The organism is Curtobacterium flaccumfaciens, from assembly GCF_013359815.1.
Classification (GTDB): Bacteria; Actinomycetota; Actinomycetes; order Actinomycetales; family Microbacteriaceae; genus Curtobacterium; species Curtobacterium flaccumfaciens.
The window spans coordinates 123,129-149,267 of the sequence record NZ_JABMCF010000032.1; the positions used below are offsets into that span (position 1 = coordinate 123,129).

Annotated in this window: 20 protein-coding genes; 2 read left to right on the plus strand and 18 right to left on the minus strand. The window is 67.5% G+C overall.

The annotated features are described in order from the left end of the window. Nucleotides 1-58: 58 nt before the first annotated feature. The 3 genes from HP445_RS03960 to HP445_RS03970 all read right to left on the minus strand — a co-directional run bounded on the left by HP445_RS03960 (nt 59) and on the right by HP445_RS03970 (nt 6,720). Nucleotides 59-5,659 carry an Ig-like domain-containing protein gene (locus tag HP445_RS03960; protein WP_128781567.1) on the minus strand — a complete coding sequence of 1,867 codons (5,601 nt, stop codon included), beginning with the start codon at nt 5,657-5,659 and terminating at the stop codon, nt 59-61. A 300-nt stretch (nt 5,660-5,959) separates the two neighbouring features. Next, a complete protein-coding gene (locus tag HP445_RS03965) occupies nt 5,960-6,289 on the minus strand; it encodes a hypothetical protein (RefSeq protein WP_217499688.1) in 330 nt (109 codons plus the stop codon). 101 nt (nt 6,290-6,390) lie between these two features. Next, on the minus strand, nt 6,391-6,720 hold the full coding sequence (locus tag HP445_RS03970; RefSeq protein WP_071248415.1) for a hypothetical protein: 330 nt from the start codon (nt 6,718-6,720) through the stop codon (nt 6,391-6,393). Nucleotides 6,721-6,979: 259 nt separating this feature from the next. Here HP445_RS03970 and HP445_RS19090 point away from each other — a divergent pair, with 259 nt between their 5' ends. Then, complete coding sequence (locus tag HP445_RS19090) at nt 6,980-7,444, plus strand: VanZ family protein (RefSeq protein WP_128781565.1); 465 nt, start codon at nt 6,980-6,982, stop codon at nt 7,442-7,444. Between the two features lie 69 nt (nt 7,445-7,513). Here the strand turns inward: HP445_RS19090 and HP445_RS03980 are convergent, their stop codons facing one another. The 5 genes from HP445_RS03980 to HP445_RS04000 form a co-directional block, all read right to left on the minus strand. After that, nucleotides 7,514-8,077, minus strand: coding sequence for a hypothetical protein (locus HP445_RS03980; RefSeq protein ID WP_111024264.1), 564 nt, complete (start codon nt 8,075-8,077; stop codon nt 7,514-7,516). 379 nt (nt 8,078-8,456) lie between these two features. Continuing rightward, nucleotides 8,457-10,277 carry a DUF4012 domain-containing protein gene (locus HP445_RS03985; RefSeq protein WP_128781564.1) on the minus strand — a complete coding sequence of 607 codons (1,821 nt, stop codon included), beginning with the start codon at nt 10,275-10,277 and terminating at the stop codon, nt 8,457-8,459. Nucleotides 10,278-10,312: 35 nt separating this feature from the next. After that, nucleotides 10,313-11,284, minus strand: a complete 972-nt coding sequence (locus tag HP445_RS03990; protein WP_128781563.1) for a GDP-L-fucose synthase family protein — start codon at nt 11,282-11,284, stop codon at nt 10,313-10,315. Continuing rightward, entirely contained in the window at nt 11,284-12,312 is a 1,029-nt protein-coding gene (gene gmd, locus HP445_RS03995) for a GDP-mannose 4,6-dehydratase (protein WP_128781562.1), read from the minus strand. The genes HP445_RS03990 and gmd overlap by 1 nt, the downstream gene beginning before the upstream one ends. A gap of 109 nt (nt 12,313-12,421) precedes the next feature. Next, nucleotides 12,422-13,333, minus strand: a complete 912-nt coding sequence (locus HP445_RS04000) for a polysaccharide pyruvyl transferase family protein (RefSeq protein ID WP_164941275.1) — start codon at nt 13,331-13,333, stop codon at nt 12,422-12,424. 276 nt (nt 13,334-13,609) lie between these two features. Here HP445_RS04000 and HP445_RS04005 point away from each other — a divergent pair, with 276 nt between their 5' ends. Continuing rightward, a complete protein-coding gene (locus tag HP445_RS04005) occupies nt 13,610-14,494 on the plus strand; it encodes a glycosyltransferase family 2 protein (RefSeq protein ID WP_128781560.1) in 885 nt (294 codons plus the stop codon). On the opposite strand, the gene HP445_RS04010 is transcribed toward HP445_RS04005, so the two are convergent. From HP445_RS04010 to HP445_RS04055, 10 genes are all read right to left on the minus strand, one after another. Then, nucleotides 14,462-15,565, minus strand: a complete 1,104-nt coding sequence (locus HP445_RS04010; protein ID WP_128781559.1) for an acyltransferase family protein — start codon at nt 15,563-15,565, stop codon at nt 14,462-14,464. The two genes, HP445_RS04005 and HP445_RS04010, sit on opposite strands and share 33 nt — an antisense overlap. Nucleotides 15,566-15,700: 135 nt before the next feature. Next, nucleotides 15,701-17,002, minus strand: coding sequence for an O-antigen ligase family protein (locus HP445_RS04015; RefSeq protein WP_164941274.1), 1,302 nt, complete (start codon nt 17,000-17,002; stop codon nt 15,701-15,703). Between the two features lie 194 nt (nt 17,003-17,196). After that, nucleotides 17,197-18,468 carry an oligosaccharide flippase family protein gene (locus HP445_RS04020; protein WP_128781557.1) on the minus strand — a complete coding sequence of 424 codons (1,272 nt, stop codon included), beginning with the start codon at nt 18,466-18,468 and terminating at the stop codon, nt 17,197-17,199. Nucleotides 18,469-18,471: 3 nt separating this feature from the next. Further along, on the minus strand, nt 18,472-19,623 hold the full coding sequence (locus HP445_RS19095; protein WP_128781556.1) for a glycosyltransferase: 1,152 nt from the start codon (nt 19,621-19,623) through the stop codon (nt 18,472-18,474). Next, the gene (locus HP445_RS04030) at nt 19,620-20,186 is read right to left on the minus strand and encodes a serine O-acetyltransferase (RefSeq protein ID WP_128781555.1); all 567 of its coding nucleotides are present in this window, start codon (nt 20,184-20,186) and stop codon (nt 19,620-19,622) included. Before HP445_RS04030 ends, HP445_RS19095 begins: the two co-directional genes overlap by 4 nt. Before the next feature lie 4 nt (nt 20,187-20,190). Next, nucleotides 20,191-21,285, minus strand: a complete 1,095-nt coding sequence (locus tag HP445_RS18840; RefSeq protein ID WP_128781554.1) for a glycosyltransferase family 4 protein — start codon at nt 21,283-21,285, stop codon at nt 20,191-20,193. Nucleotides 21,286-21,287: 2 nt separating this feature from the next. Further along, nucleotides 21,288-22,055 carry a WecB/TagA/CpsF family glycosyltransferase gene (locus tag HP445_RS04040; RefSeq protein WP_128781553.1) on the minus strand — a complete coding sequence of 256 codons (768 nt, stop codon included), beginning with the start codon at nt 22,053-22,055 and terminating at the stop codon, nt 21,288-21,290. A 47-nt stretch (nt 22,056-22,102) separates the two neighbouring features. Then, nucleotides 22,103-23,599 carry a sugar transferase gene (locus tag HP445_RS04045; RefSeq protein ID WP_128781552.1) on the minus strand — a complete coding sequence of 499 codons (1,497 nt, stop codon included), beginning with the start codon at nt 23,597-23,599 and terminating at the stop codon, nt 22,103-22,105. Then, nucleotides 23,583-24,530 carry a beta propeller repeat protein gene (locus HP445_RS04050; protein WP_128781551.1) on the minus strand — a complete coding sequence of 316 codons (948 nt, stop codon included), beginning with the start codon at nt 24,528-24,530 and terminating at the stop codon, nt 23,583-23,585. Before HP445_RS04050 ends, HP445_RS04045 begins: the two co-directional genes overlap by 17 nt. Before the next feature lie 14 nt (nt 24,531-24,544). After that, nucleotides 24,545-25,996 carry a tyrosine-protein kinase domain-containing protein gene (locus tag HP445_RS04055; protein ID WP_110864273.1) on the minus strand — a complete coding sequence of 484 codons (1,452 nt, stop codon included), beginning with the start codon at nt 25,994-25,996 and terminating at the stop codon, nt 24,545-24,547. Between the last annotated feature and the right edge of the window lie 143 nt (nt 25,997-26,139).

Here is a 26,139-nt window from a genome sequence, read left to right on the forward strand (position 1 = left end):
GCCCGGATCGCCGCAGCGGGTCTGCTGCGGTGATCCGGGCCTCCAGTCCGGTGCCCTGTTACGGACGTGCGCTGCGGCGGATGCCCGGCGCGACGCGGACCGCGATCCGTCGTCGGGTCACCAGGAGCACGCCCGCCAGCATGAGCGCGAGTGCCGCGAGCCCGAGGCCGACCAGCCCGGTCACGCCCGTGAAGGCGAGCTCGGTGCCGTGGACGATCGCGGCGAGCCCGGTCGGGAACCGGACCGTGACGGTCGCGCTGACCGTCTGTCCCGCGCTGTCGGTGACCTCGTAACCGACGAAGGTGGTTCCGGTGAAGCCTTCCTGCGGGGTGAAGACGACCCGGCCGTCGCGGATGGTCCACGTGCCCTGGTCGGCGACGACCACGCGGTCGGTCGGTGTGCCGGACTCCGGGTGGAGCAGGCGCAGCGTGCCCGGCTCGAACGTGGCGCCGCCGGAGGCGGAGTCGTTGTCGAGCGGGTCCACGACGACCCGGTGTCCGACGATCCCGGTGGCGGAGTCGTCGGTGGCGACCGCCGCGGCGACCACGGTCATGGTCGCGGTGGCGGTGGCCGTCTGCCCCGAGGCGTCCGTCACCGTGTAGGTGAAGGTGTCCGTGCCGGTGAAGCCGGCGGCCGGCGTGTAGACGTACGCGCCGTTCCGCTGGATCGTCACGGTGCCGTGGGCGGGCTTCCGGGCCGGGGCGGCGGTGAGGCCGGTGCCCTGGTCGTCGGCGAGCAGGCCATGGCGGGCGTCACGGGTGACGGGCGTGCCGGACACGGTGCGCCCGGAGTCGTCCGCAGCGGCGATGCCGACCGTGATCGTGACGGTGGCGTCGGCCTGCTGCTCCATCGAGTCCTGCGCACGGTACGTGACGGTGTCGGTGCCCGAGAAGCCCTTCGCCGGGGTGTAGACGAACGTGCCGTCGGCGGCGATGGAGGCCGTGCCGTGACGGGCCTGACCCACCGCGACGACCGTCAGAGCGTCACCGTGGTCGTTGCCGAGCACGCCGTGGCCGGCGACCCGGACCGTCTTGCCGGCCGTGGTCGTGGCCTTGTCGTCCTTCGCGGCGGGGGCGACGTCGATGATGACGCGCGCGAACGCCGCGGTGCCGTCGGCGTCGTTGGCCGAGTACGTGAACCAGTCACGGCCGGACCAGTTCGACGTGGGCGTGTAGACGTACGAGCCGTCCTTCTCGAGCGACAGTGTGCCGTTGAACGGCTTCGTCTCCATGGCGGCCCAGAGCCCACGACCGGAGTCGCCGACCAGCACGCCCTTGTCGGCGGCCATGCGCATGCTGCGGTTCGTCGACATGGTGTGCCAGTGGTCGACCGCGGCGACGCCGACGACGACCGTGACCGTCGCGGTCGAGGTCCGTCCGGCGCCGTCGGTCACCGTGTACTCGAACGTGTCCGCGCCGGAGAAGCCCTTCGCCGGGGTGTAGACGAGCGAGCCGGGCTCGGTGCCCTCGGTCACGGTGCCGTGCTCGGCGCGGCCGTGCGCCGTGACGGCGAGGCCGGTGCCGCGGTCGTTGCCGGTCAGGGTCGCGCCGCTGATCGGCAGCGCGGTGTTCGCCGCGGTGCGCAGGGCGTCGGCGACCGCGGTCGGCGTGACGGTCACGGTGACGGTCGCCGTCGCGGTGCCGCCGGTCGGGTCGGTCACCGTGTAGGTGAACGTGTCCGTGCCGGAGAACCCGTCGGCGGGCGTGTACGTGACCGAGCTGGCACCGGTCGGGCCGGTTGCGCCGCCGCCGGTTCCGCCGTCCGTCGTGCTGCCCGTGATCGTCGCGGTGCCGTGGCCGGGCTTCGAGACCGCGGTGACGGCGAGCTTCGTGCCCGAGTCGTTGCCGGTGACGGCGACGTCGACCGGGGTCGCGGCGCTCGTCGTCGCGGTGTCCGCGGCGGCCTTCGGGGCGACGACGATCGTCACGGTGCCCGTGGTCGTCCCGCCGGAGCCGTCGGTGACCGTGTAGTCGAACTCGTCCGGGCCGGAGTAGCCCGGCTCGGGCTTGTACGTGTACGAGCCGTCCTCGTCGACCGTCACGTCACCGTGCGAGGGCTTCGTGTGGTCGGTGACCGCCAGGTCGGTGCCCTTCGCACCGTCGAGCAGTCCGGTGCCGGCCGGCACGGTGGTGGTGGCGTCGGCCTCGGCCGAGGTCGACCCGCCACCGGCGACCGGGGTGACGGTGACCGTCACGGTGCCGGTGTTCGTGGTGCCCGACGGGTCCGTCACCGTGTAGGTGACGGTGTCCGTGCCGGAGAAGCCGTCGTTCGGCGTGTACGTGATCGTGCCGTCGTCGTTGCGGGTCGCGGTGCCGTTCTTCCCGTCCGTGACGGACACGACCGTCAGGCCCGTGCCGTGGTCGTTGCCCGTCAGGGCGCCGGAGGTGACGGTGGTGCTGCCGCCCGCCGCGACCGTGACGGTGTCGGGCTCCGTGCCGGGGCGGACCGTGACCGTCACGGTGCCGGTGGTGGTGCGGCCGGCGGGGTCCGTCGCCGTGTAGGTGAAGGTGTCCGTGCCCGAGAAGCCGTCCTTCGGCGTGTACGTGTACGAGCCGTTCGCGGCGAGCTCGACCGTGCCGTGTGCGGGCTGCTGGTCGACAGCCGCGGTCAGGCCGGTGCCCCGGTCGTTCGCGAGCACGCCGTCGGCCTTCGCGACGGTCAGCGTCGAGCCGGCCGTGGCGGTGGCGGTGTCGGCCGTGGCGCGCGGGCCGACGACGACCGTGACCGTGCCGGTCGTGGAGCGGCCTGCTCCGTCGACCACCGTGTAGGTGAAGGTGTCCGTGCCCGAGAAGCCGTCGGCCGGGGTGTAGACGACGCGGCCGGTGGCACGGTCGAGCGTGACGGTGCCGCGGGCGGCGCCGGTCTCGCCGGTGCCGGTGCCGGCACCGGTGCCAGTGCCGCTGCCGCCGCCCGCGGCCCCGCCTGCGGTCACGTCGGTCACGGTCAGCCCCGTGCCCCGGTCGTTGCCGGTCAGGGTGGCGGCGTCGATGGTCAGCGCCTCGTCGGCCCGGGTCGACACCGTGTCGGCCGTGGCGACGGGCCGCACGGTGATCGTGACGGTCGCCGCACCGGTGGTGACACCGCTGCCGTCGGTCACCGTGTAGGTGAACGAGTCGTTGCCGGACGCGCCGGCGGTCGGCGTGTACTCGACCGAGCCGTCCTCTGCGACGACGGCCGTGCCGTGGGACGGGCCGGCGACGATCGTGGTCTCGAGGTCCGAGCCACGGTCGTTCGCCTGCACGTCGATCGTCACCGGGGTGCCGGCGTCCGTCGACGCGGTGTCGGCACCGATGGTCGGGTTGACCGTGATGATGACGGTCGCGGTGCTCGGCGAACCGGAGCCGTCGACTGCCGTGTACGTGAACGCGTCGGGGCCGGAGTAGCCCTCGGCCGGCTTGTACGTGAAGGTGCCGGTGGCCTTGTCGAGCGTCAGCGCACCGTGCGAGGGGGACGTGTTCGACGCCACGGTGAGCCCGGTGCCGGAGTCGTTGCCGAGCACGCCGGTCGCCCTGGTGCCGGCGGTGGCGGTGCCGCCCGCGGCGACCTTGACGGTGTCGTCCTGTGCCGCAGGGGCGACCTGCACGGTCACCGTGACGGTGTCGGTCCCGCCGCTGCCGTCGGTCACGGTGTACGTGAAGGAGTCGGTGCCGGAGAACCCGGCTGCCGGGGTGTACGAGTACGAGCCGTCCGGACGCACCGTCGCCGAGCCGTGGACGGGGGCGCTGCTGCCGGTGACCGTCAGGCCGGCGCCCAGGTCGTTGTCGAGCACGTTGCCGGTCGTCGTCGACCCGGCCGTCGCGGTGGCGGCGTCTGCCGTCGCCGAGGGCAGCACGGTGAGTCGCACCGTCGCGGTGACGGTCGCGCCGGAGCCGTCCTTCGCGGTGTACGTGAACGAGTCCGGGCCGGAGTACCCCTTGTCAGCGCCGTAGGAGAACGACCCGTCGGCGGCGATCTTCACCAGACCGTGCGACGGCTGACCATGACCCGTGAGGGTCAGGTCCGACCCGCGGTCGTTCGTCAGGACGCCGTCCGCGGCGTTCGCCGTGAGCACGGTGCCCGCGTGCACGCTGTACGCGTCGTCGGAGCCCTTCGGTGCGACGGTGACGGTCACGGTGCTGGTCGAGGTCAGCCCGGACGAGTCCTTCGCCGTGTACTGGAACGTGTCCGAGCCGGAGAACCCGCCGGCCGGGGTGTACGTGTACGAGCCGTCGGCCGCGACCGTGGCGGTGCCGTGGGCCGGCGTCGTGTTCGAGACCACGGACAGGCCGGTCCCCTGGTCGTTCGCGAGCACGCCCGAGGATGCGGACACCGACAGCGCCGTGCCGGTGGGGGTCGTGGCGGTGTCGCTGCTGGTGGTGACGTGCGTGGCCTGCAGCGTGTTCGTGAAGGTGACCAGGACGTCCGTGCCGTCCGCGGTGGTGGCTGCCGGGAACGTGAAGGTCCCCGTGGTGCCGGTGCCGCTGGCGACGGTCGTGCCGGTCGTCTGGTCGACCGCCTTCCACGTGGTGTCGTAGTTCGCCAGGTCGGTCGTGCCCGCGGCGGTCTGCTTGACCGTGTAGTCCTTGTTCGGCGTCGTCAGGACGGCGCCGGCCTTCTGCGCCTGCACGCCGGTGGCGGATCCGCTGGTCGTGCCGGCGCTGCCCGGCTTGGTGGTGTCGATGCCGCCGCCGCTGATGGCCAGGGCGAACTGGTCGCCGCTGTTCCAGCGCTGGTCGACACTCGCTGCGCCGGTCACGGTGTCGGCGTAGTTGCAGCTCGCCAGGTCGGACGCGGCGAAGTCGCCGGCGATCCGGAAGTTGCGGACCTCCTTGCCCGAGGTCGGGTCGAGCTGGTAGATCGTCGTGACGGTGCTGTTCGTCGGGGTGTTGGAGACGTAGAGGTAGCCGTCGGACGAGAACGCGATGCCGGGGCTGTTCGTGCCGGCGGGCAGGGTGGCGATCGCGCTGGTGGTCATCGCGGTCGTGCCCGAGGCCGTGGGGACGGCGTCCGTGTTCACCCGGTACACGGTGTCCGCCGCGACGACGAAGAACAGGCCGCGCGAGCTGAACGCGAAGTCGCCGTTGCCGTCCTTCAGGCCGCTGATCTTGCCGACCTGTCCGAGGTACTTGCCCGTCGACGGGTCGTACGCTCCGAGCCACCCGGCGTTGTCGCCGTAGTAGTAGATGCCCGTCACCGGGTTCACAGCGCCCCGGATCACCGAGCGGACGGACTCCGTCGCGACCGGGTCCGACGCGACGCCGGTCTTCGGGTCGAACTGTCGCAGCGTCGCCGTCTTGTTGTTCGACGCCGCGAACATCGAGACGCCCTCACGCGAGATGCCGAGACCGTTGTTCGCGCCGGTGCCGAGGTTCGTGACGTCGGCGGTCGTGCCCCGCGATGCTCCCGTGCTGATGTCGACGGCGACGACCTTGCCGGTGCCGTCGATCGCGTACAGCGTCTCCTGCGGGGTGCAGACCATGGCGCCGTCCTTCGTGGCGCTGACGGCCGAGGCCGGCGCGGCCGCGACGACCGCCGAAGTGGCGGTCAGCCCGGTGCCCACCAGGAGTGCGGCTCCGAGCACGGCGACGGCGCGCAGGCCGGGTCGGCGGTTGGCACGGGTGCCGGCAGGACGGTCGGGACCGTCGGTGGGCACAGCGGTGCCCGGGTTCGTACGCTGCATGATCACTTTCGGGTCGAGACGATGCGGGCACCGAGACCGACCGGAGGATCAGGGAGAACGGTCGTTGGCGCCAGGTTGATCCTGGCAGTTCCTCGTGTTCGGGTGGGGACAATCGGGGTCCCCAATAGGGGGGACCACTCGTTCAGGGGCCACGCCGCGGCCCGGCACGTCACGCCGCACCCCGGCACGCCACGGCCCGTCAGCGCCCGCCGTCGCGACCCGTTCGCGCCCCGGCACACGGAAGAACCCCCGCCGGCAGGCCGGCGGGGGTTCGAGGATCAGCGAGCGATCAGCAGTGGATCACGCGGTCGGACGGATCACGTCCGGCAGCAGCACGTGCAGGCGCTCGGACAGACGCGCCTTCGCTTCGTCGAGGGACCGGAAGTCCCCGACGTACTCACCGAAGGTGTCGGAGACGAAGAAGTGGGTGCCCTGGCGGTCGACGGTGCCGCCGTAGTAGCCGCCGTAGTTCGCGACCCACAGACCGGTGTCGGCCTGGGCCCACGAGATGCGGACGGGGGCTGCCTGCACGGGAGCCACGACCTGGGCCTCGATCTCGGCGATGACCTCGATCGTCTGGGTGTCCAGGGTCACCTCGGCCTGCTGGCGGTGGGCGACGGTCGTGCTCATGGTGCTGCTCCTTCGTGCTGTCCTGCGTACTGGGTGGTGCCGGTGGTTCCGGGTGGTGCGGGCGTCGCGATCGACGCCGGTGGAGCTGGTGTCCGTCGTCGTCACTCGACCGGCCGGATGACCGGCGGGAGCATGACGTGCAGCTGGTCCTCGAGCTTGGTCTGTGCCTCTTCGAGGGAGGAGAACTCGCCCACGACGAGCCCGAAGGTGTCGGAGGCCACGTAGCGGTCGTCGCGCTTGTCGACGCTGCCGCCGAAGTACCCGCCGTAGCCGGCGATCCACTCGCCCTGGTCTTCCTGCACCCAGGTGACCTTGGCGCGCTTGGGGCGCGAGGAGAGCGCTGCATCGGCCTCGAGGATCGCGATGGTGTCCACGGTGTCGGTGTCGAGGGTGACCTCGGCCTGCGTCGCGTTGTTCACGGTGATGCTCATGTCGCTCTCCTTCACGATCCGGGGTACATCTGCTGACACCAGAACGCTACGAGAAGTGCCGAGGGGATCGCCAGCCAGGCCCGTGGATTCACGGGTTTCGTCAATGCCACCCATCGGGCAGCCCCGGATTTCCGGGCAGGTGCGTCGCACTTCCGGGGTACAGCGCCAGGATCGGGGTACTCGTTTTCCGGATTGCCGGGATCGGGGGACGAGATGGTGCGGACACCTGCCTGGAGGCGCGACTCGCTAGCGTCGGCACGTGACCTCCGACAAGCCCCGCGTCGACGACCGTGCCCCGGCCACCTGGCGCAGCCGTCGGTTCGCGACGGGGCTCGCGATCGCCTACGGCGTCGCCCTGGCGCTCGTCGGGTTCTGGGGCTCCCCCGTCGACACCGCAGGGGCCCCGTGGCTCACCCGTGTCCTCGCAGCCGCGCACCGTCACGGCCTGCCGGAGCGCATCGACTACGCCACCGTGGAGTCCCTGGCGAACGTGGTCTACTTCGTGCCGCTCGGCCTGCTCGTGGTGCTGCTCGCCGGTGCCCGCTGGTGGTGGGCCGCCATCGCCGCGGGGCTCGTCGTCAGCACGTGCATCGAGACCGGTCAGGCGCTGTTCCTGCCCGCCCGCACCGCGACCATCGACGACGTCGTCGCGAACGGCGTGGGGGCACTCCTGGGGGCCGTGGTGGGTGTGCTGCTGCTCAGCCGGGCGGCCCGGCGTCGCTGAGGACGATCCCCGGACACGACGAAGCCCCCGGAGCAGATGCTCCGGGGGCTTCGTTCAGTGCGTCGAGACTCAGACGGACTCGCGCTGGCGGCGGACCGAGCCGCGGACCAGCAGGAGGCCACCACCGAGGACGACTGCGCCGCCGGCGACCCAGAGGGCCAGGGCGGAGACGGTCGAACCCGTGAAGGCCAGCGTGCCGTCGGTGCCGTTGCCAGCGCCGGCGCCGGCTGCGGGAACCGCAGCAGCGTCAGCCGGGGCGACGGTGAAGGCCGCGAAGCCGACGACGCCCGAGGTGGCGCCGGTGGCGGTCAGGTTGTAGGTGCCCGAGGCGCCCTGGGGGAACGTGACCTTGACGACGAGCGAGCCGTCCGAAGCGGCCGTGTAGGTCTTCGAGACGGTCGTGGTCGGCAGCGCGCCGAGCGTGACCGCACCGGCACCGGTGACCTGGACGTTGACGGTCTCGTTGTCCTGGAACGCACCCTCGGTGAAGTTCACCGAAGCGGTGCCACCGGCAACGGCGGTGCCGGAGACGGAGACGTCGGAGTCAGGCGTGTAACCGGCGGCGTTGGCGACGGCCGGAGTGGCGAGCAGTGCGGCGCCAGCCAGCACCACCGCTGCGATGAGCTTCTTCATGAATGGTTCCCCTAAAGATCTGAAAATCCAGACCCTGACACCCAGAGCCCGCTGTTCGCCGGTGGTTGACCCCAGCCACAGAAATGGCGGTTGTTATGGCGAAGTTGTCTCAATCTAGCGGAGTTTCCCAGCTTGATACCAGATCACGTGGATTTTGTTCATTGGTCGACGTGTGTTCATCCGCGCCAACTACCCGTCGCACGGCCCTACCTTCGGTCCATCGAGGCTTCACATAACAGAAACCCCAGGTGAGAGGGCTCAACGGTGTGCACCAGAGCACACTGTGCGTTCGATCAAGGACCTTTGCACCCGGACAGGTTGGCGCGTTGTCCCTCGGAGTGGGGGCACACTCGCGGTTCGCTTTGCGGAGGTTCCGTTGTCAGCCCGCGGTGAGCGGCCGCTCGCAGTCGAACGTGAGGGGCTTCGTCTCGGTCTGCCGGACGCCAGGAGTCGAGTCCGCCTGCACCGCCGCCTTCGCGTACTTCGCCTCGCCGAGGAACGCGACGCGGTAGGTCAGGCTCTCGCCGGGGGCGAGCAGGGTCTGCAGCTGGGCCACCGGGTGCCCGCCGTCGGTCGCTGTCTGCACCGGAGTGGTCTTGCCGTCCTTCGTGGCCCCGAGGAAGATCGCGTTCTCCGGTGCATAAGCGGCGAGGAGCGTCTTGATCTTGCCCGGCTCCACGCCGAAGTCCCCACCGCCGGTGACGTACTCGGGGAGGCTCGTTGCCGCATCGGCCGGTGCCGTGTTCTTGATGGTGATCTGGACGACGGACGTCGGACGCCCGTCCTTCCGGCACACCGAACTACCGACCGAGACGCGCTTCTGGAGGTAGTAGTCCATCTTCGCGCCGGTGCCGTCGTTCAGGTAGACGGCGAACTGGCTCGAGTCCGTGGTCGCCGTCGGCAGCTCTCCAGCGACCGGTGTCCCACTGAGCCGGCCCTGCTCCGCCTTGTCGACGCTCCAGAGGCGAAGCCGGCCCTCATTGGAGCTCTGGGTCAGCGCCGACACGAAGGCCTTCGTGTCGAACCCGCCCGACGCGACCTTGTCGAACACCGCGCTGGCGGCGGACGCGAAGAACGCGTCTTGCACGACCGGGTCGGGGTACTTGGCGTACACGTCGCTCAGCAGCAGCTGGACGGCATTGTCCGCGGTCAAGGTGTCGCCGGTCGGCAGCTGCACGGGGCCGGTCGCCCTGAGCAGGTAGCTCAGCGTCACAGGATCCATGGCGAGCACGCCGTCGACCTGCTGCCCGAACCGCTGCTTCCACATCTCCCTGGCGAGCTTCGCCGACACGTCGAAGCGCGGCGTGAGGGTGACGTCCTGCATGTACTCGCCCGTGATGTCCCCGTAGAGCCCACGCGTGTCGGCGGTCAGCGGCAGCACCGGCTTGTCGTAGGGTCCGAACGACGACCCTGACGCTTGACTGCCCAAGCTGATTGCTCCGTCCTTCGCCTGCAGGAGCGCCACGGCACCGGGGATGCCCCCGCCCGCACGCAACTCGGCGTTGTTCTGGAACAGCAGCAGGTAGTCCCGGTCCCCGTCGTGACCGAGCATGGCCGGCGCGAGCTGCACGATGCGGTTCGCCGCCACCGCCTGCTCGGACGCTGACGACAGCGCGTTCCGCAGCTGTCCCACGGCGGTGGTGACCGGCGACAGCGTTCCGCTGGTGTCGATCCGCGCTGCGTCGGCACGAGCCTGCTCGAGTGTCTTCGTGGCCTCGGCGACCGCCGGCTGCGCGTCCTCGATCGGCTGGAGATTGATCTTGCCGTTCTTCGGCGCGAACGAATCCGACCCGAGGCCGTCGATGACGCCGGCGACGGGACTGACGGCATCGCTGGCGACGTCGTCGACGATCACCGAGATGTCGCGCACGGCCCGCAGGTTGGTCCCGAAGAAGGGTACGGACTGCGCCGCGCCCCACACGGGGTCGCCGGTCAGTGATCGAGCCGACGCTGCTTCGTCCTCGAGATGCCTCGCGGTCTTCTGCGCGGCGCCGGTGTCACCACTGGTCAGCTGCGACCGGAGGGTGTCGACGTCCCCGACGGCCCGCTCCAGGTGCCCCTTTGCGAGCATGCCGCGGACACCGACCCAGGCGACGGCGAGGATCAGCAGCAGGACAAGGGCGAGGACGACCCACAGGACGATCCGGGCCCTGGACCCCCGGCGTACTGCAGTGCGTCGCGACTCGGGCTGGTCGGACATGAGGCGATCCTACGGTTCCGTACGTCCCACACCCGTCACTGACGGACGGAGTCCGCGTGTTCGCGGTACCAGTCGACGGTGCTGCGGAGCCCGTCCTCGAGGCCGATCTGTGCCGTCCAACCGGCATCCGCCAGCTTCGACACGTCGAGCAGCTTCTGCGGGGTCCCGTCCGGCTTGGTGGTGTCCCAGACCGTCTCGCCCTCGAACCCGACGATCTTGCCGATCGTCTCGGCGATCTCCTTGATCGTGACGTCCGACCCGGTACCGACGTTGACCTGGTCAGGACCGTCGTAGTGCTCCATGAGATGGAACACCGCCGCCGCCATGTCGTCGACGTGCAGGAACTCACGACGAGGCGACCCGGTCCCCCAGTTCTCAACGGTTGATGCACCGCTGCGAGCGGCTTCGTCGTACCGGCGGATGAGCGCCGGCAGGACGTGGGACCCGGTCGGCGAGAAGTTGTCGCCGGGGCCGTAGAGGTTGGTCGGCATCGCCGAGATCCACGGGCGGCCGAACTGCCGACGGACGGCCTGCACCTGCAGGATGCCGGCGATCTTTGCGATGGCGTAGGCGTCGTTCGTCGGCTCGAGGTGGCCCGTGAGCAGTGCGTCCTCGTGGATCGGCTGCTCGGCCATCTTCGGGTAGATGCAGGACGAGCCGAGGAACACGAGCCGTTCGACACCGTGCTCCACCGCGGCGTCCATCACGTTGACCTGGATCTGCAGGTTCTCGCTCAGGAAATCGTGCGGGTACGTGTTGTTCGCCATGATCCCGCCCACCTTGGCGGCGGCGAGCACGACGTGCTTCGGCTTCTGGTCCGCGAAGAAGGCGAAGACCGCGCCGCGGTCCTTCAGGTCGAGCTCGGAGGAGGTCCGTCCGACCACGTCGGTGAAGCCCTCCGACTCGAGCTTGCGCCAGACCGCGGAACCCACCAGGCCGCGGTGTCCCGCGACGTAGACGCGGTCAGCTCGATCGATCGGACCGGGGGTGAAGTCGGTCGTGGTCATCAGGAACCCCAGCTCTCGAGACGAACGGTGTCGATCCAGGGACGACCCTCGTGCTCGAGGGCGGAGATGTCGGCGTCGACCATGATCCTCGCCAGCTCGGCGGTGTCGACGGTCGCCTCCCAACCGAGTTTCTCCTTGGCCTTCGAGGCGTCGCCGACGAGGGCGTCCACCTCACTCGGTCGCAGGTAGCGCTCGTCGAACCGGACGTGGTCTTCCCAGTTCAGCCCGGCGTGTGAGAACGCCGTGGTGAGGAAGTCCTTGACCGTGAAGTCGCCGCCGGTCGCCAGCACGAAGTCATCCGGCTCGTCGACCTGCAGCATCCGCCACATGCCCTCGACGTACTCGGCGGCGTACCCCCAGTCGCGGACGGAGTCGAGGTTGCCGAGGTACACGTGGTCCTCGAGGCCGGCCTTGATCCGAGCGACCGCACGAGTGATCTTGCGGGTGACGAACGTCTCACCACGACGTGGTGACTCGTGGTTGAACAGGATGCCGTTCACGGCGAACATCCCGTAGGCCTCGCGGTAGTTCCGCGTCACCCAGTAGCTGTAGACCTTTGCGGCACCATACGGAGAACGCGGCCAGAACGGCGTCTCTTCGTTCTGCGGCGGCGGGGTGGCGCCGAACATCTCCGAGGAGGACGCCTGGTAGAAGCGCGTGTGGATGCCGGACACCCGGACGGCCTCGAGCATGCGCATCGTGCCCACGCCCGTGACGTCACCGGTGTGCTCCGGCTCGTCGAACGACACCCGCACGTGTGACTGCGCCGCGAGGTTGTAGACCTCGTCGGGCTTCAGCTCGCTGAGGAGACTGACGAGCCGCGCGCCGTCGCCGAGGTCTCCGTAGTGCAGGAACAGCTTGGCTTCGGGGTTGTGCGGGTCCACGTACAGGTGGTCGATCCGCGAGGTGTTGAACGTGGACGCACGACGGATGAGTCCGTGCACCTCGTATCCCTTCCGGAGCAGCAGCTCGGCAAGGTACGACCCATCCTGTCCGGTGATGCCCGTAATGAGTGCGCGCTTCGTCATGTCTCCCCAGCTCAGGCGCCAGCCCTCGGGGAACCGCCCCGAGACGTGGTTGGACGCAACAATTTTGAGCATAACGGCTGCTCACGACTCAAGCGGCGGCGAGTTCGGCTCAGGCCGGACCTCGGAGCTCCAGCTGATCGCCGAAGGGCGCCAACCATGTCTCGGCGTAGGCGGAAAGCTTTCCGTAGTTGTTGTCCGTAGCGATCACGCGGCGCCCCATCTGCAGCGCGATGAGCATCGCGTGGAGACGATCAGTAACGATTGTTTCCCCTCGCGACAGAAAGTGCACGCCACGCTGGAAGCGCCGTTCCGCCTTCGACATCCAGACGTCTGGCGCGTGTCGGAACATGGACTTGAGCGGCGGAAACTGCTGGGTGCGGTTGGACCACCACCGGTGCCAATCAAGATCCCACGGGTCTGCCGGCCAGTCTGCTCCGTCGGAGAGATGACCAGTCGACTCGCCGTCGTTCCTGACGAGAGTCACCACGTCCGCTACTGGCGCGGGCGCCGGGATCTCGCCGAGCATGTGCACAGCGTCAGGACTGATCACAACTCCGGCAATCATGCCCTCCACTGCTCGAGCCGACTGCTGGTCCCGGACGGCCAACCGGGTGTTCGGACGCGCTCCGAACCTCCGCGCAAAATCGGACTTCGAAGTCTCCGAAGAGAAATGAACAGTCTGAGGCTCCTGGATCAGCAATGTTTCCTGATCGAGACCTTCCGCAAGACGGTACCGATGAAGGTCGGCGTCCGGGTAGAGACCGCCGATGTTCCCCCCGCCATGGATGGCGATTGGCGTCCTTGTTTTCAGAGTCGCTCGATCCAGAGTCGAACGGCTGCTGACCCTCGTCAGAACGATTCCGGCCTCAGCCCAGAAACTGCGCTGACCCAGAACGATCGCGGAGTCACCGATGTTTGCATGGTCCGGGAAATCTGTGAGCGTGACTTCCACAACACCCCTATGCAGCTGAGACAGGCTCGACCAGGTCTGCTCGCGCAGCGTTGCAACCGGATTACTCACACGTGAAGAGTGTCCGAAGCGTGCCGATACTTCAAGGATTCACAGCACAATATCCTCAATCGGTACGCAAACTGAACGATCCCTGCACGGCTGATCCTGCGGTGGCGTCACGGGGCACGTCGCCGGCCGTCCAAGTGTGACCAGGCAGGCCCGCGAGCAGCGATCCCCGATCGCGCCCGTCGCTGTCAGAGGGACAGCCGTGGCCTCACCCGGAACTCCAGTACCATCACACCGAGTCCGTCCGCAGCACGCCTGAGCAGCACCTGGAAGCCATCGATGCGCTTGTCCGTCCTCATGCCCGCCCGGAATGCCGCAAACACCATCACGGCGAGCCTCAGATCGACCCTTCGTGCGCTTCCGAAGGACGCCGAGGTCCTCGTCCTTGACGACGCAAGCAGCGATCGGACGGCGACAATCGCGAGCGAAATGAAAGATGCGCGGATCAAGGTACTCCGCTCTCCTTCCCCCTCGGGAGTAGCAGGCGCTTTGAACGTGCTGCTGGCGAACGCTCGCGGCGAGTTCGTAGCGAGAATGGACGCCGACGACATCGTTCTGCCGGGGAGGTTTAAGTACCAGCTGACTCGATTCAACCGCCCTTTCGACATCATCTTCGGCGGAGTGCTCCACTTCGGCGAAAATGTCAGGCTCCCCTACCCCTCACCCCCACTCACCATCGGACCAGAGGCTTTTCCCTCGGCCCTGCTGATCGACAATCCAGTCGCACATTCGACGATGATGGCACGTCGCGGCCTGCTCCTGGAGATCGGTGGCTATCGAGACTGCCTTGCCGAAGACTACGACCTTTGGCTGCGTGCCGCAGCTCGAGGCGCGCGTATCGCCCGTCTCGCGTCACCAGTAACCGCACTGAGAAGGCACGGCAATCAGGTGACGGCGAATAAAGGATGGGCGGAGAAAGCAAGCAGGGAGCCCGAGTGGCAAGAGTCGTACGCAGCACTGGCCGAGGTGACGGGTCAATTTGGTGGAGACACCGCACTGCTCACCAAGGTGAACGCGGCGTCGACGATCGGGGAAAAGCGCGCTCTGCTCCTGCCCGGCATCTTGCGCGCCATGAACGAACTCAGCGCGCGCGACGCCCTCGCGCTGAAGATCCTGATGCGGCGCGGTCGCTCAGCCCATCGCGACGCGGCGCGCGAACTTTAGCCGGGAGGCGACGCGCTTCGCTACAAGGTGAGCCGGGTGCTCGACGAGCCGGAAGAAGATGTAGGCGACTGCAATAGAAACAGGGATGCAGACGAGCGGCGTCAACCAGGCCAGGTCGACTGGCAGGAGCGTCCCAGTGGCTACCACGATCGGATCGTGCGTGAGGTAGAGGCTGAACGAGATCCTCCCGAACCACTGCACCACTGGTCGTTCCAGAAACGCCCGGGCGCCCTGCCATCTGACGGCCGAGACAACGATCGCAAGGGCCGAAAGCAGGACGATCGGCAGCGTGACCGCGTCATCAGCGGGAACCGACGGCCCGAGCCACCATGTGCAGGTGATGCCGATGAGGCTCGCTCCCATGATCCATGGCCACCTTCGGCTAGTCGAGGCCTCAGCCTGAGAGAGCACGGGTGCAAGGACCGCACCGATCAAGAACATCGGAAGGTAAATCAGCAGACCCTTGTCCTCGATCAACGTTCCGACAGCACTCAACGCAATAGCTCCCAGTAGGAGCGGCAATCTCCATCGCGCGCAACGCAGAGCGATGAAGACATAGAGAGGGAGCAAAACCGAGAACGCTACTTCCCACCGCAACGACCACAGAGGCGGGTTCAGCCAATCTGGCGAGATCAGTGTCGCATTCCGGACAAAAGCGAAGAGGGAGGGCGCTTGATCGTGGTTCTCCATCCACGTCCCGCGCCCAGCGGTGCCCGCACGAGGAACCGCCAGCGACAGGGCGAGCGCGAAGAGCACGGCAACCACGACGGGCAGGTAGAGCCGAATCAGTCGGGACGGGTAGTACGCCTTCCAGTCGTAGCGCCTACGAAGCGCGGGCAGCGTGAGCACGAGTCCACTCAAGATGAAGAAGACGTAGACCGCTTCGGGGCCCGCCCAGACGAGATGAATTGGGGACGCGACCAACCATGCAAGCGCCGCCGGCGCCGGCTTGTCGAAGTAGACATCGCCGAGAGGTGCTACAGAGACGAACGAGTGATGGATGAGAACGACCAGAGCAGCAATTCCACGAAGTCCATCTAATGCGCCAATCCTGTTGGCAGACTCTTCCACGGTGCGCGAGCTTACAACTTACCGCGATGAAATGCCAGCACGACGCTCATCGGCTTCTCTATTTTGCGAGCTGCAGCCTTTGCCCTACGACACCTCGAGGTTCGGGATCCCCGAGGCCAACGAGGCTCCTCAAGGCTAGTGGCCAGCAGGTAGTGTGACCGTCTCTCTCGACGGCGCCGCCGTTCGCCGGTCGACACCTTCGATCCTTCGCGGTGCGATGGCGAGAATGATCCCGGCCGACCACCAGAATGGCACCGCTCCGAACGGGGATTCGAGGACAACTCCGAGTGACGCTACCGGCAGGATCGCGATGATCGTCATGGCCGCTGTCGCGACGACATCATCTTGAGCAGCGACACGCAGCCGCCGGAACAGCGTGAACACAAGTGAGAGCACAACCGCCGCAGCAAGAACAAGACCGACTGCGCCCATGCGGGCGTAGATACCGACGAAGTAGTTGTGCGGACTCCGTACGTTGTCGTAGGTCGTGCCCTCGAGGAACGACAACGTTCCTGATTCCGTCAGGAAGTCGTTACCGAATCCGCTGCCGATGATCTGTCGGGACGGCGATCCATTCGTCCAAGCGATCACCTGCGACCAGACCAAGCGTCGGGCATTCTCTGTACCCTTCGCGCTCAGCTGGCCTTGTGTGGTGGCCGCTGAGGTATCGATCGTGGCGATGATTCGCTGTCCCGCACCGGTCAACGGTAAGACAAGCATGAGAACAGCGATGGCAATCGGCACGAGCATCTGGGAGAACAGTCGACGGCCGCTACGAGCAGGAGTGCTCACGTAGAAGATCAGGTAGGCGACGAACATCGAGGCGACGACGCTGATCAACCCAGCACGAGACTGAAGCGAGAAGACGTCGATCAGAGACACGACGATCGCCAAGATGGACCAGAAACGCTTCTTCGTGCGGAACGCGCGGAGCAAGAAAGTTCCTGCCCCGATTCCGAGGATTGCCATGTCGATGTCCGGCCGGACCTGAAAGATCCCCGCAGCGCCGCCGGGGAGCGGGATGCCCGTAAAGCCGGTGAAGATTGAAACGGTCGCCCACGCGAGATGGAAGGCCAACGCGACTCGGAAGATGCGAGCGGTTCTGTCCCGGGCACTCTTCGTCGAGCGCGCGATCGATGCCGCACTGACGTAAGCGATGAAGACATAGATGAACGGGGCTGAGTCACGGATCCAGTCGCTCACTGGCTCGCCCTGGGTCAGCGCAAACGCAACTCGGATGATGATGTAGCCGAAGAAGAGGTGCAGGGCGAGCCCGGGCTGGTCACGAGCAAACAGATCGTCGCGCAACTGCTGGCCCCGCATGTGTCGCGAGATGAACCACTGCGCCAGCCCGAGGAACAGAAGAACGTCGGTCAAGAAGAGCGGGGGGACGCCGATGTAGGAGCCCCAGCGGCTCGCCGCGAGGATCAACGCCACGGCACTCGTACCAACGACGACTCGGGTCGACTGGCGCTGGAAGTCCCCCGAAGCCATGTGGGAAAGCTAGCACGGTCGGTGCATCCTGCGGCCTTCCGCCGGTCCGACGTCTCCGCCATCCAGCGCAAACGGCAAAGCGACGTACGCTCCTCTCCCCACCAGGACTCGCCGTCGGGTCAGCGAGATCGTCTCGCTCAACCGAGCTGGCTGAGAGCGCCGAGCGCCACCCCAAGTGCAACCGTGAGCAAGAGACTCAAACCGACAGCTCGATACGGAGTCGCGCGGCCGCACCCGAAGGCGAGGAGCACGAGGAGCACGAGCTCTCGGCCGAGGTAGACCCACGCTGCTGATTCAACGCTGTGCGCTGCAGCAACGGCGATCGGAATCGCCAGAACGACACCCACCGCTTTGATCGGCGTCCCCCACGCGAGCCTTCCGCGAGCCATCAGAACCGGGGCGAGCGACCAGGTGATCGTCGTCACGAGGATGCTGAGTGAAGCGGGGTAGACGGCATCGAGCGGCTTCGTCCACGCCGCGCCGAGGAACGGGCGCAGTATGAATTCCGTACCGACGTTGAGCACCACGACCAGAGCTGCCGACAGCAGGGCGGCTCTCACGAGGAGCGCGTTGGCCGCACCTCTCACATCGTCGACGCCATCGGCCTTGTCAAGCCGGACTCGGAGCACGTTGGCCGTGGAAGAAGACACTGCGTCGCCCGGGTTCCGTGCCACTGCCATCGCCAGATTGTACGAACCGAGGGCAGCCGTGCCGGCAATCGCGCCGAGCAGAATGCGATCAGCTTGCCCTTGCAGCCAACCGAGGATGAAGAATCCGGACGAGTGACGGAACTCCCTGGTGAGGGTGGTGCCTGCCCCCAGTGCCTCAACGTGAGCGGGCAAGCCCAGTCGGGCGGCAGCCCGGTGAGCGAGTACCGCAAACAGGAGCTCAGCGAGCAGAACCTGCAGCGACGCAGCCGCGAGACTGCGCGTGAGAAAAAGCATCGGGACGGACACGACGAGCGAGAGGCCAGACACCAGCAGCTGCAGGTTTGCCAGGCGGCGCCATTCATCGCCCCGCTGTAGGAATCCGAGCGGGATGATCGAGTAGGAATTCGCAATCGGCACCGCGACGAGCGGGAGCAGAGCGAAGATCTGGGTGTGCAGGTCTTCGGGGAAGATGATCCAGAGAAGCCCGATGGTGACCAGCATTGCAACGACTCCGCCGACGCTCGCCCACCTCCGGTATCGGAGGAGGAATTGGTACGAGTCCCTGTTGGCCAGACTCGGCACAACGACCTGGCGGATCGCACCGTCCAGGGCCGAGTAGTAGAAGGTGAGGACGAGCATCGGCCAGGCGTAGAGTCCGATGACGACCGGCGTCACGTACTGCGCGAGCAACACCATCAACAGGGCGCTGGCAAGCCTCGGAAACACCCGTTCGATGAGCGACCAGATCAGACTGCGCATCGATCAGCTCGCTGAGTCCGAGATCGCAGTGGCCGCTTCGGTCCTGCCGACAGCACCGACCCACTTCTCCCCGCCAGCTCGGACGTTGCGCCGCTCTTCGAAGAACTTCCGAGCCTGGACCCCGTACTCCTGCACTGCTTCGCGATCTGACACGAGCTTCGAGACGGTCGTCGAAATGAGGGATACAGACTCAGTCGGAACCACCAGCCCGGCGTTCGCGGCGAGGACGTCTCGAGCTGCCTGCCCGGAGCCTAAGCCGAGGTAGAGCACTCCTCGCCCGGCTGCCATAGCGGCGTACACCTTCGACGGAACGCACGTGCCCGTCGCGCTCTCGGCGAGTGAGACGACGTGGATGTCGGCAGCTGCGTACGCTGCTTCCAGTTGCGATTCATCGACAAAACCGCCGATCCGGACATTGCTAGCCGGAGTGCCTGCCAAGTACGCGGCGACACGATCGACCTCGCTTCCGGAGCCATTGATCGAGAGTTCGACATCACGCCGGTTCGCTACAGCCCTCACCAAGGGCAGTAGCGGGTGAAGGTCACGAGCAGAACCTGAGTAAAGGAGCTTCAGCGGGCCACCGCGGTCGCCGACCGGCGTTGCAGCCATGTCACGGTGCCACAGCGGGATCGTGCTCACCTTGCCACCGGCCACCGCGGAGAGAACGTCTGCCATGCACTCTCCGATCGTGACGACCTTCCCACTGCTTCGGAGCGCTGCTCGCTCAAAGGCAGCTCTGGCCTTCGACAGAGGCCCGCCTTGATCACGCGTCAGTCGGTAGAGGTCCATGACCCAGGCAACATCCGTGACACGCCCACGACTGAGACGTCGTGCCAGGGCTCCGACGAACGGGATCCCCGACGGCACATCTACGGTGATCACGACGCGGATTGCGCGCCTGCGACGCCAGACGAATCTGGCCGCAGATCCGAGAAAACGGATCTCTGACAAGAGACGTCTCGCCTTCGCTGCGGCGTTGCCGCCGGAGAGGACGATCTGCTCTGGCCGGATCGCGATGACAGCGACTCTCTCGCCGCGACGCCGCAGCTCACCGGCCAGATCATGGACGGCCTTTGCGACCGCGTCGCGGTCCGACGCGGCATACCCGTAGGCAACGACGACGAGGTCGTTGTGAGAGCGGCGCGCTGTGCTCACCGGCGCACGCTCCTCGCTGGGTTCCCGACCACCGTGTCCCCGTCGGGCACGTCCCGAACAACGACCGCCCCAGCTCCGACCTTGGCGCTCCGTCCCACGGTCACCGCGCCGATGATCAGCGCTGCGGCTCCGACATCAACCCCATCGCGGACGAATGGCGCACGCTCGCCCGGTCGTTTGTGCCCGATCACGACGCCGTTACGCAGCGTCACTCCCGAACCGATCAGCGCGTGGTCGTTCACCACCAAGCCGGTTCCGTGGAAGATGGTCAGCCCGGGACCCACCATCGTCTTCGGGCGGAGTTCGATCCCGAGCACAAACTCCGTTGCGAGGCGGTACAGGATCACCGCCGGCAACGATCTCCTCCGCGGTCGAGCGCGGCTCCGCATCAGGAATTGGCAAACGCGCAGCCCGGCGAGCACGAGTTGTGACTTGACGTCACCCCGGTTGGCCCGCAGATCTGCGCGCAATGTCGTGCGGAAGCCTGCGAACGACTCGAATGGCAGCAACGCGGCCTGCGCCTCCGCGGTCCCACCTCCCAGAACTAGTTCGTCCGTCACCATGCCGCTACTTCCTCACGCTCGAGATAACACGGGCCCAGCCAGCGCGGAATGCGTCTCGCGAATGCTGCTCGTCGAAGGTTCGCCGAGCACCTTCGGCAAGTCGATCCGACGTCGAGACGTCGCGGGTGATGCTCTGAACAGCAGCGGACACGGAGTCGACGTTAGCCGCCCCGACCAGCCGCCCGTTGAAGTCATCGTCAACGAGCTCGCCGATCGCGCCGAGATCGGACGCGACAACCGGCACACCGACACTAAACGCCTCGATGATCGTGAGCGGTTGCGCCTCGAACCGGTACCGAGACGGGAACACCAGCAGCTCCGCCGACGCCAGTGCAGCCCATTTCTCTTCGCCGAAGAGCGGTCCACGGAAAGCGATCCTGTCGGACAACCCGACTCGAGCAACGCGGTCGCGGAGTGAGGAAGTCACAGCCTCGTCGACCGTCGGGCCGATCAAGGAGAACGTCTCCTCGCCAGCGCCAGCGGAGATCTCGATCGCCATCTCCACGAAGATGTCAGCACCCTTCTCCTCCAGGAGGTTGGACAGGAAGATGACGTGCCCGCGTCGTCGCTGCGCGCGTTTCGTCGGCGGCGTCTCAACGGTGTTCTTGATGATCGTGATCGACCCCGCGGGGACGAACTCGACGATGTCGGCCACCAGGGATTCCCCGAGGCAAACAGTGACCTTGCCGCCTCCGAGCAATCGGCTCACAAGAAAGCGCCACACTTTGCCGCGCTGGGCAAGTTCCCTGTACCCCCTCGTATGGACGTAGTTGACGGTTGGTACACGGAACAGCCGGAGTAACTCGCCGAGAACGACATCCACAAGGAACGAGAACGGCCGGTTCGTGCAGAAGAACACACAGGCGCCTGGGCCCTGGAACAGCGCGATCAGGAGCCGCCCGGCAAGAGCCGGAGCAGCGATGATCTTCCGAAGCGACACTGAGCCGACTTCACCGATGTCCCGGCTGAAGCGCCGGTCGATGAGGACGGGCGTCTCCCCGAGCTCGCGGAGTACCTCGAGGAGGATCTTGGTGATCAGTGTCGAGCCGTGCATCGGCGGCGGTACCTGACTGATGACGACGATCCGTTGACCGAACATAATCAGCGATTCCTGATCACGGCAGCAAGGAACACGAAGTTGCCGATGAGGTATCGACGCCAAAGCCGCTTGGGCTCCGACAACAGACGGAACACCCACTCCACGCCGAGAGTCGTCATCCACTTCGGCGCTTCACGCTTCGTACCGGCGGTGAAGTCGAACGCAGCGCCAACAGCGCAGGCAACAAGGGTCAGCGACCCGGCGAGGCGACGGACCTCGAGATCCTGTTTCGGCGTTCCGAGACCGACCCACACGATGTCAGCCTGTGCATCCCGGATCAACTCGTCCTGAGCGGCGACTTCTGCCGCTGACATTGGTCGAAAGGGTGGGCTGTACGCACCGGCGATGATCACCCCGGGGTGCCGAGCCTCCAGATTCCGCTGCAGCCTGACCAACAACTCCTCTGACCCACCAAGAAGGAAGTGTCGGACGCGGGACTCCCGGCCCTGATCCATGACGTCGTGGAAGAACTGCGGGCCGCGGACCTGCCAGAGTCGGCGCTTCGACATTCGGGTCACCCAGCTGAGCGGTTTGCCGTCTGGGAGGTTGTACGCGTCTCCCGAAAGCGACTCGCGGAACACCCGATCGCTCTGAGCAAGAGCAATCGAATAGGCATTGACGAGATGGACCGCCGCTCCTGTCGGTGCATCAGACTGAGCCGCTTGAATCACAGCGGATGCGGCCACCGCGGGCGTGGCAGCGACGATCGGAAGGCCACCGAGTCGACGCCGAGGTAGTGATTCCAGAACGGGCGCTGCGTGAGCGGTCATGACGACCTTCCTTGTGCGGTGAGGGGGACCCGGACGACCTGGCGCGATCAGTAGGCGCCGCGCGAAGCGACCACGGCCTTGGCAGTCCGCCAAAGGACCACGAGATCGCCCGTGATCGACCAGTTCTCCACGTAGTACAGATCGAGCCGCACGGAATCCTCCCACGACAGGTCGGATCGGCCGCTCACCTGCCACAGGCCGGTCATGCCGGGCTTGACCAGGAACCGACGGTGGACGTGGGTGTCGTAGCGGGCGACCTCACGTGCGAGCGGCGGTCGGGGTCCGACCAGGGACATGCTGCCGGCCAGGACGTTGAACAGCTGCGGCACCTCGTCCAGGCTGTAGCGGCGCATGAACCCACCGACGCGGGTGACCCGGGGGTCGTTCCGCATCTTGAACAGGACGTCGTTGCCCTCGGCCCGGTCGAGCGCGCTGAGCTCCTGCAGACGTTCCTCGGCGTCGACGACCATCGAACGGAACTTGATCATCCGGAAGGTGCTGCCGTTCAGGCCGACGCGCTCCTGCCGGAAGAAGACCGGACCGGTCGAGGTGGTCTTCACCAGCACGGCGAGCACGAGCAACAGCGGCGACAGGACGACGACGAGCAGCGCCGCGCCGACCAGGTCGAAGGCGCGCTTCGTGTAGAGCTTGCGCCCCGAGTAGGTCGGCGTCTCGACGTGGATGAGTGGCAGGCCCTGCACCGGCCGGGTGTGGATGCGGGGACCACCGATGTCGGTCAGGCTCGGCGCGACCACCAGGTGCTGCCTGCCCGGCTCGAGCGACCAGCTGAGTTCGCGGACGCGCTCCGGCGGCAGGTCGTCGGAGCTGGTGATCACGACGGTGTCGGCGCCGGTCTCGCGCAGCGCGGAGCCGACGTCGTCGAAGCCCCCGTGGCTCTGGATGGTCGAACCCGTCAGCAGACCGCGGTGGTTCGTCGACACGACCGCCCCGACCACGCGGTAGCCGGCTTCGGGGGAACGCGCGAGTTCGCGGCCGATGTGCAGCACACTGGCCGGAGACCCGACGAGCAACACGGTCGCCGAGTACGCGCCCTGCTGACGCTGGGCCACGAGCCACTGCCGCCAGATCCACCGCGACAGCAGGAGGACGAGGATCCCGATCGGGAACGCGATGAGCACGTAGCCGCGGGCCAGGTCGACGTGCAGCAGGAACGCAGCGATCGCGAGCAGACCGAACACGCGGACGCTGGAGTCCGCGACCAGGCGGTACTCGGTGCTGCCGACGCCGATCACCCGCGCACCGCGGGTGTCGTACAGGGCGAGCGCGCTCATCCACACGACGATCACGACGATGGAGATCGCGGAGTAGCTGAGCCTCAGGTCGGCGGTGTTGGTCGCCAGGTTCGACTCGAGCCCGAGCCAGGCGATCTGCACACCGAAGACCACCCAGATCAGGGCCAGCAGGTCGGTGAAGAGCACACGGCGCGAGTACGTGCGGCTCCACTCGTCGGTGGCTCCGATCGCGCGTGGTGCGCTGAGCGCATCCGCCGTCACGAGGACGACCCGGTCACCACGTCGCGCCACCGTCCGACGAGACCCGCACGGTCTTGCCGTCCCACAGCCACACGTCCTGGCCGGCACGGTCGATGGTGACGGTGTTGTCGGTGTCCGCGCCGTCGGCACAGCCGATCGGCGTGGTCGACGACGAGGGTGTCACGTCCGACGCGGACATGGTCTCGATCTGCACGCCGTCGCACGCTGCTGCACCGACGCGGGCGAGCGTGTAGTTGCCACCGTCGACGCCGATCGAACGGACGCCACCCATCGGCACGTCGACCCAGGCGGCATCGCCGGTGCGCCACTCGAGCTGGCCGTCGCAGATGACGACCGCGGTCTTCTCACCCTGGAACGCGTCGATGGGGTCGCCGCACGGCGACTGCTCCGTCCCGCTCGCGAGCACGACACCGTCGGTGCTGATGCCGGCGCCGGCGGCGCCGGGTGCCCCGGCTTCCCACGTCACGCCGGCGTCGGTGCTGGTCCGCGCCGTCGTGGTGCAGTCGTCGCCGACACCCACCAGGACCGAGAGCTCCGCACTGGAGGCCCGGATCGCCATGAGCGATCCGACATCCGTCCCGAGTCCCACCGGGACCCACGTCGCCCCGCCGTCCACGGAGTGTTCCAGCACCGGCCGCGGGCCGCCGCACGACCCCCCGGACGCGCGCCACGCCTCCTGGCCGTCGACCGCTGCCAACAGGCGGCGACCCTGCTGCTTGGTGGAGGCGGCGTCTGCGTCAGCGGACGCACTCGGTCGCGGTGTCTCGCGCCGGTCGGGCGTTCCCGAGAAGGTGGGGATGGGGCCGGCGGGTCCGTTCTCCTCGGGTGCCGTCCGGCCCAGGGCGAGCGCGACGAGCACGACGTCGACGACGATCAGCACCACCACCACGACGGCCACCAGCATGAACGTGGTCCGGGGCAGTGCGCGGCCGAGGCTTCGGGTCCCCCGGCGATTCTTCATCTGATCGGCCCCGTTCAGCGCCCGGCGCGGCGGAGCACGCCCAGCTTCTTGCCGGAACGCTTCGGCGGGTGCGTCGACGTGGTCACGGTGTTGTCGTCCTCGTCGTGGCCGTAGCTGTAGCCGTAGCCGTAGCGGCCGTGGCCGTAGGCGCCCGGGCCCTTCAGCGGCATCTTCGTCAGGACGAAGCCGGAGACCGGGGCCCCGACGTTCTCGAGGGTGGCGACGGCCGCGGCGAGCTGGCCCTTCAGCGTCTGTCCCGAGGCGACCGCGACGATCGCGCCGGAGGCCTTCTTGGCCAGGATCGCCGCGTCGGTGACGGGCAGCAGCGGCGGTGCGTCGAACAGGACGTAGTCGAACTGCTGCTCGAGCAGGTCGATCAGGTCCTGCATCGCGCGCGAGCCGAGCAGCTCGGACGGGTTCGGCGGGATCTGACCGGCGGGCAGGACGACGAGCTTGCCGCGGCCCCAGGGGTGGGCGACGTCCTCCAGGTCGGCGCGGCCGATCAGCACGTCGGTCAGGCCGGCGTTGCTCTCGACGTCCATGTACTCGGCGACGCGGGGCCGGCGCAGGTCAGCGTCGATCAGGATGACGCGGAACCCGGCGCTGTCCAGGGCGATCGCGAGGTTCGCGACGGTGGTGCTCTTGCCCTCGGACTGCATCGACGACGTCATGACGAAGGTGCGGGCACCGGTTCCGATGTCGAGGAACTGCAGGTTGGTGCGGAGCGTGCGGAACGACTCGGCACGGGGGCTGCGCGGGTCCACCTGCACGATGAGCGGACGTTCGGCGGCCTTGGCGTCGAAGGCGATCCCGCCGACGACCGGCTTGTCGCTGATCTTCTCGACGTCGAGTTCGGTGCGGATCCGGTTGTCCAGGGTCTGGCGCAGCACGGCGATCCCGATGCCCAGGGCGAGCCCGACGAGCAGCCCGAGCGCCACGTTGACGGGCACGTTCGGGCTGACCGGGACGCTCGGCACGTCGGCCTGCTTCACGCGGGTGAGCTTGACCGTGCTCTTGCCGCTCGCGTCGGTGGCCTCGATGTCCTGCACGACGTTGGTCAGGCTCTGCGAGGTCGCGTTCGCGATGTCGGCGGCCTGCACCGGGTCGGTGCCCTCCACCGAGATGGAGATGAGGGTCGTGCTCGTCGGCGCCGTCGCCGACACCATCGTCGCGAGCTGGTCCGCGTTCATGTCGAGCTTGAGCGACGAGATCACCGGCAGCAGCACGATCGGCGTCGACACCAGGTTCGAGTACGTCAGCACCCGCTGCTGGGTGAACGTGTTGCCCTGCGCCAGGTCACTGGCGCTGCCGGACGTCTCCGTGGAGACGAAGACCTGCGCCGATGCCGAGTAGACCGGCTTCTTCAGCAGGGAGAACCCTGCGGCTGCGGCCACTCCCACCAGGGCGAGTACGACGATCAGCACCCATCCCTTGCGGAGCACCGTGATGTAGTCGCGGAGTTCCACGCCTTTGCCTTCCCCGATCATGGCCGTCCCCGTGGTCCCGACACAGGCACGCCGGGGTACTCCCAGCGCACGGCATACAAATAGTGCCACAGGAACGAGCGCTGCTCGGGGGAAGTCGCCATCCGGCGCGCGGTGTCCTCTAC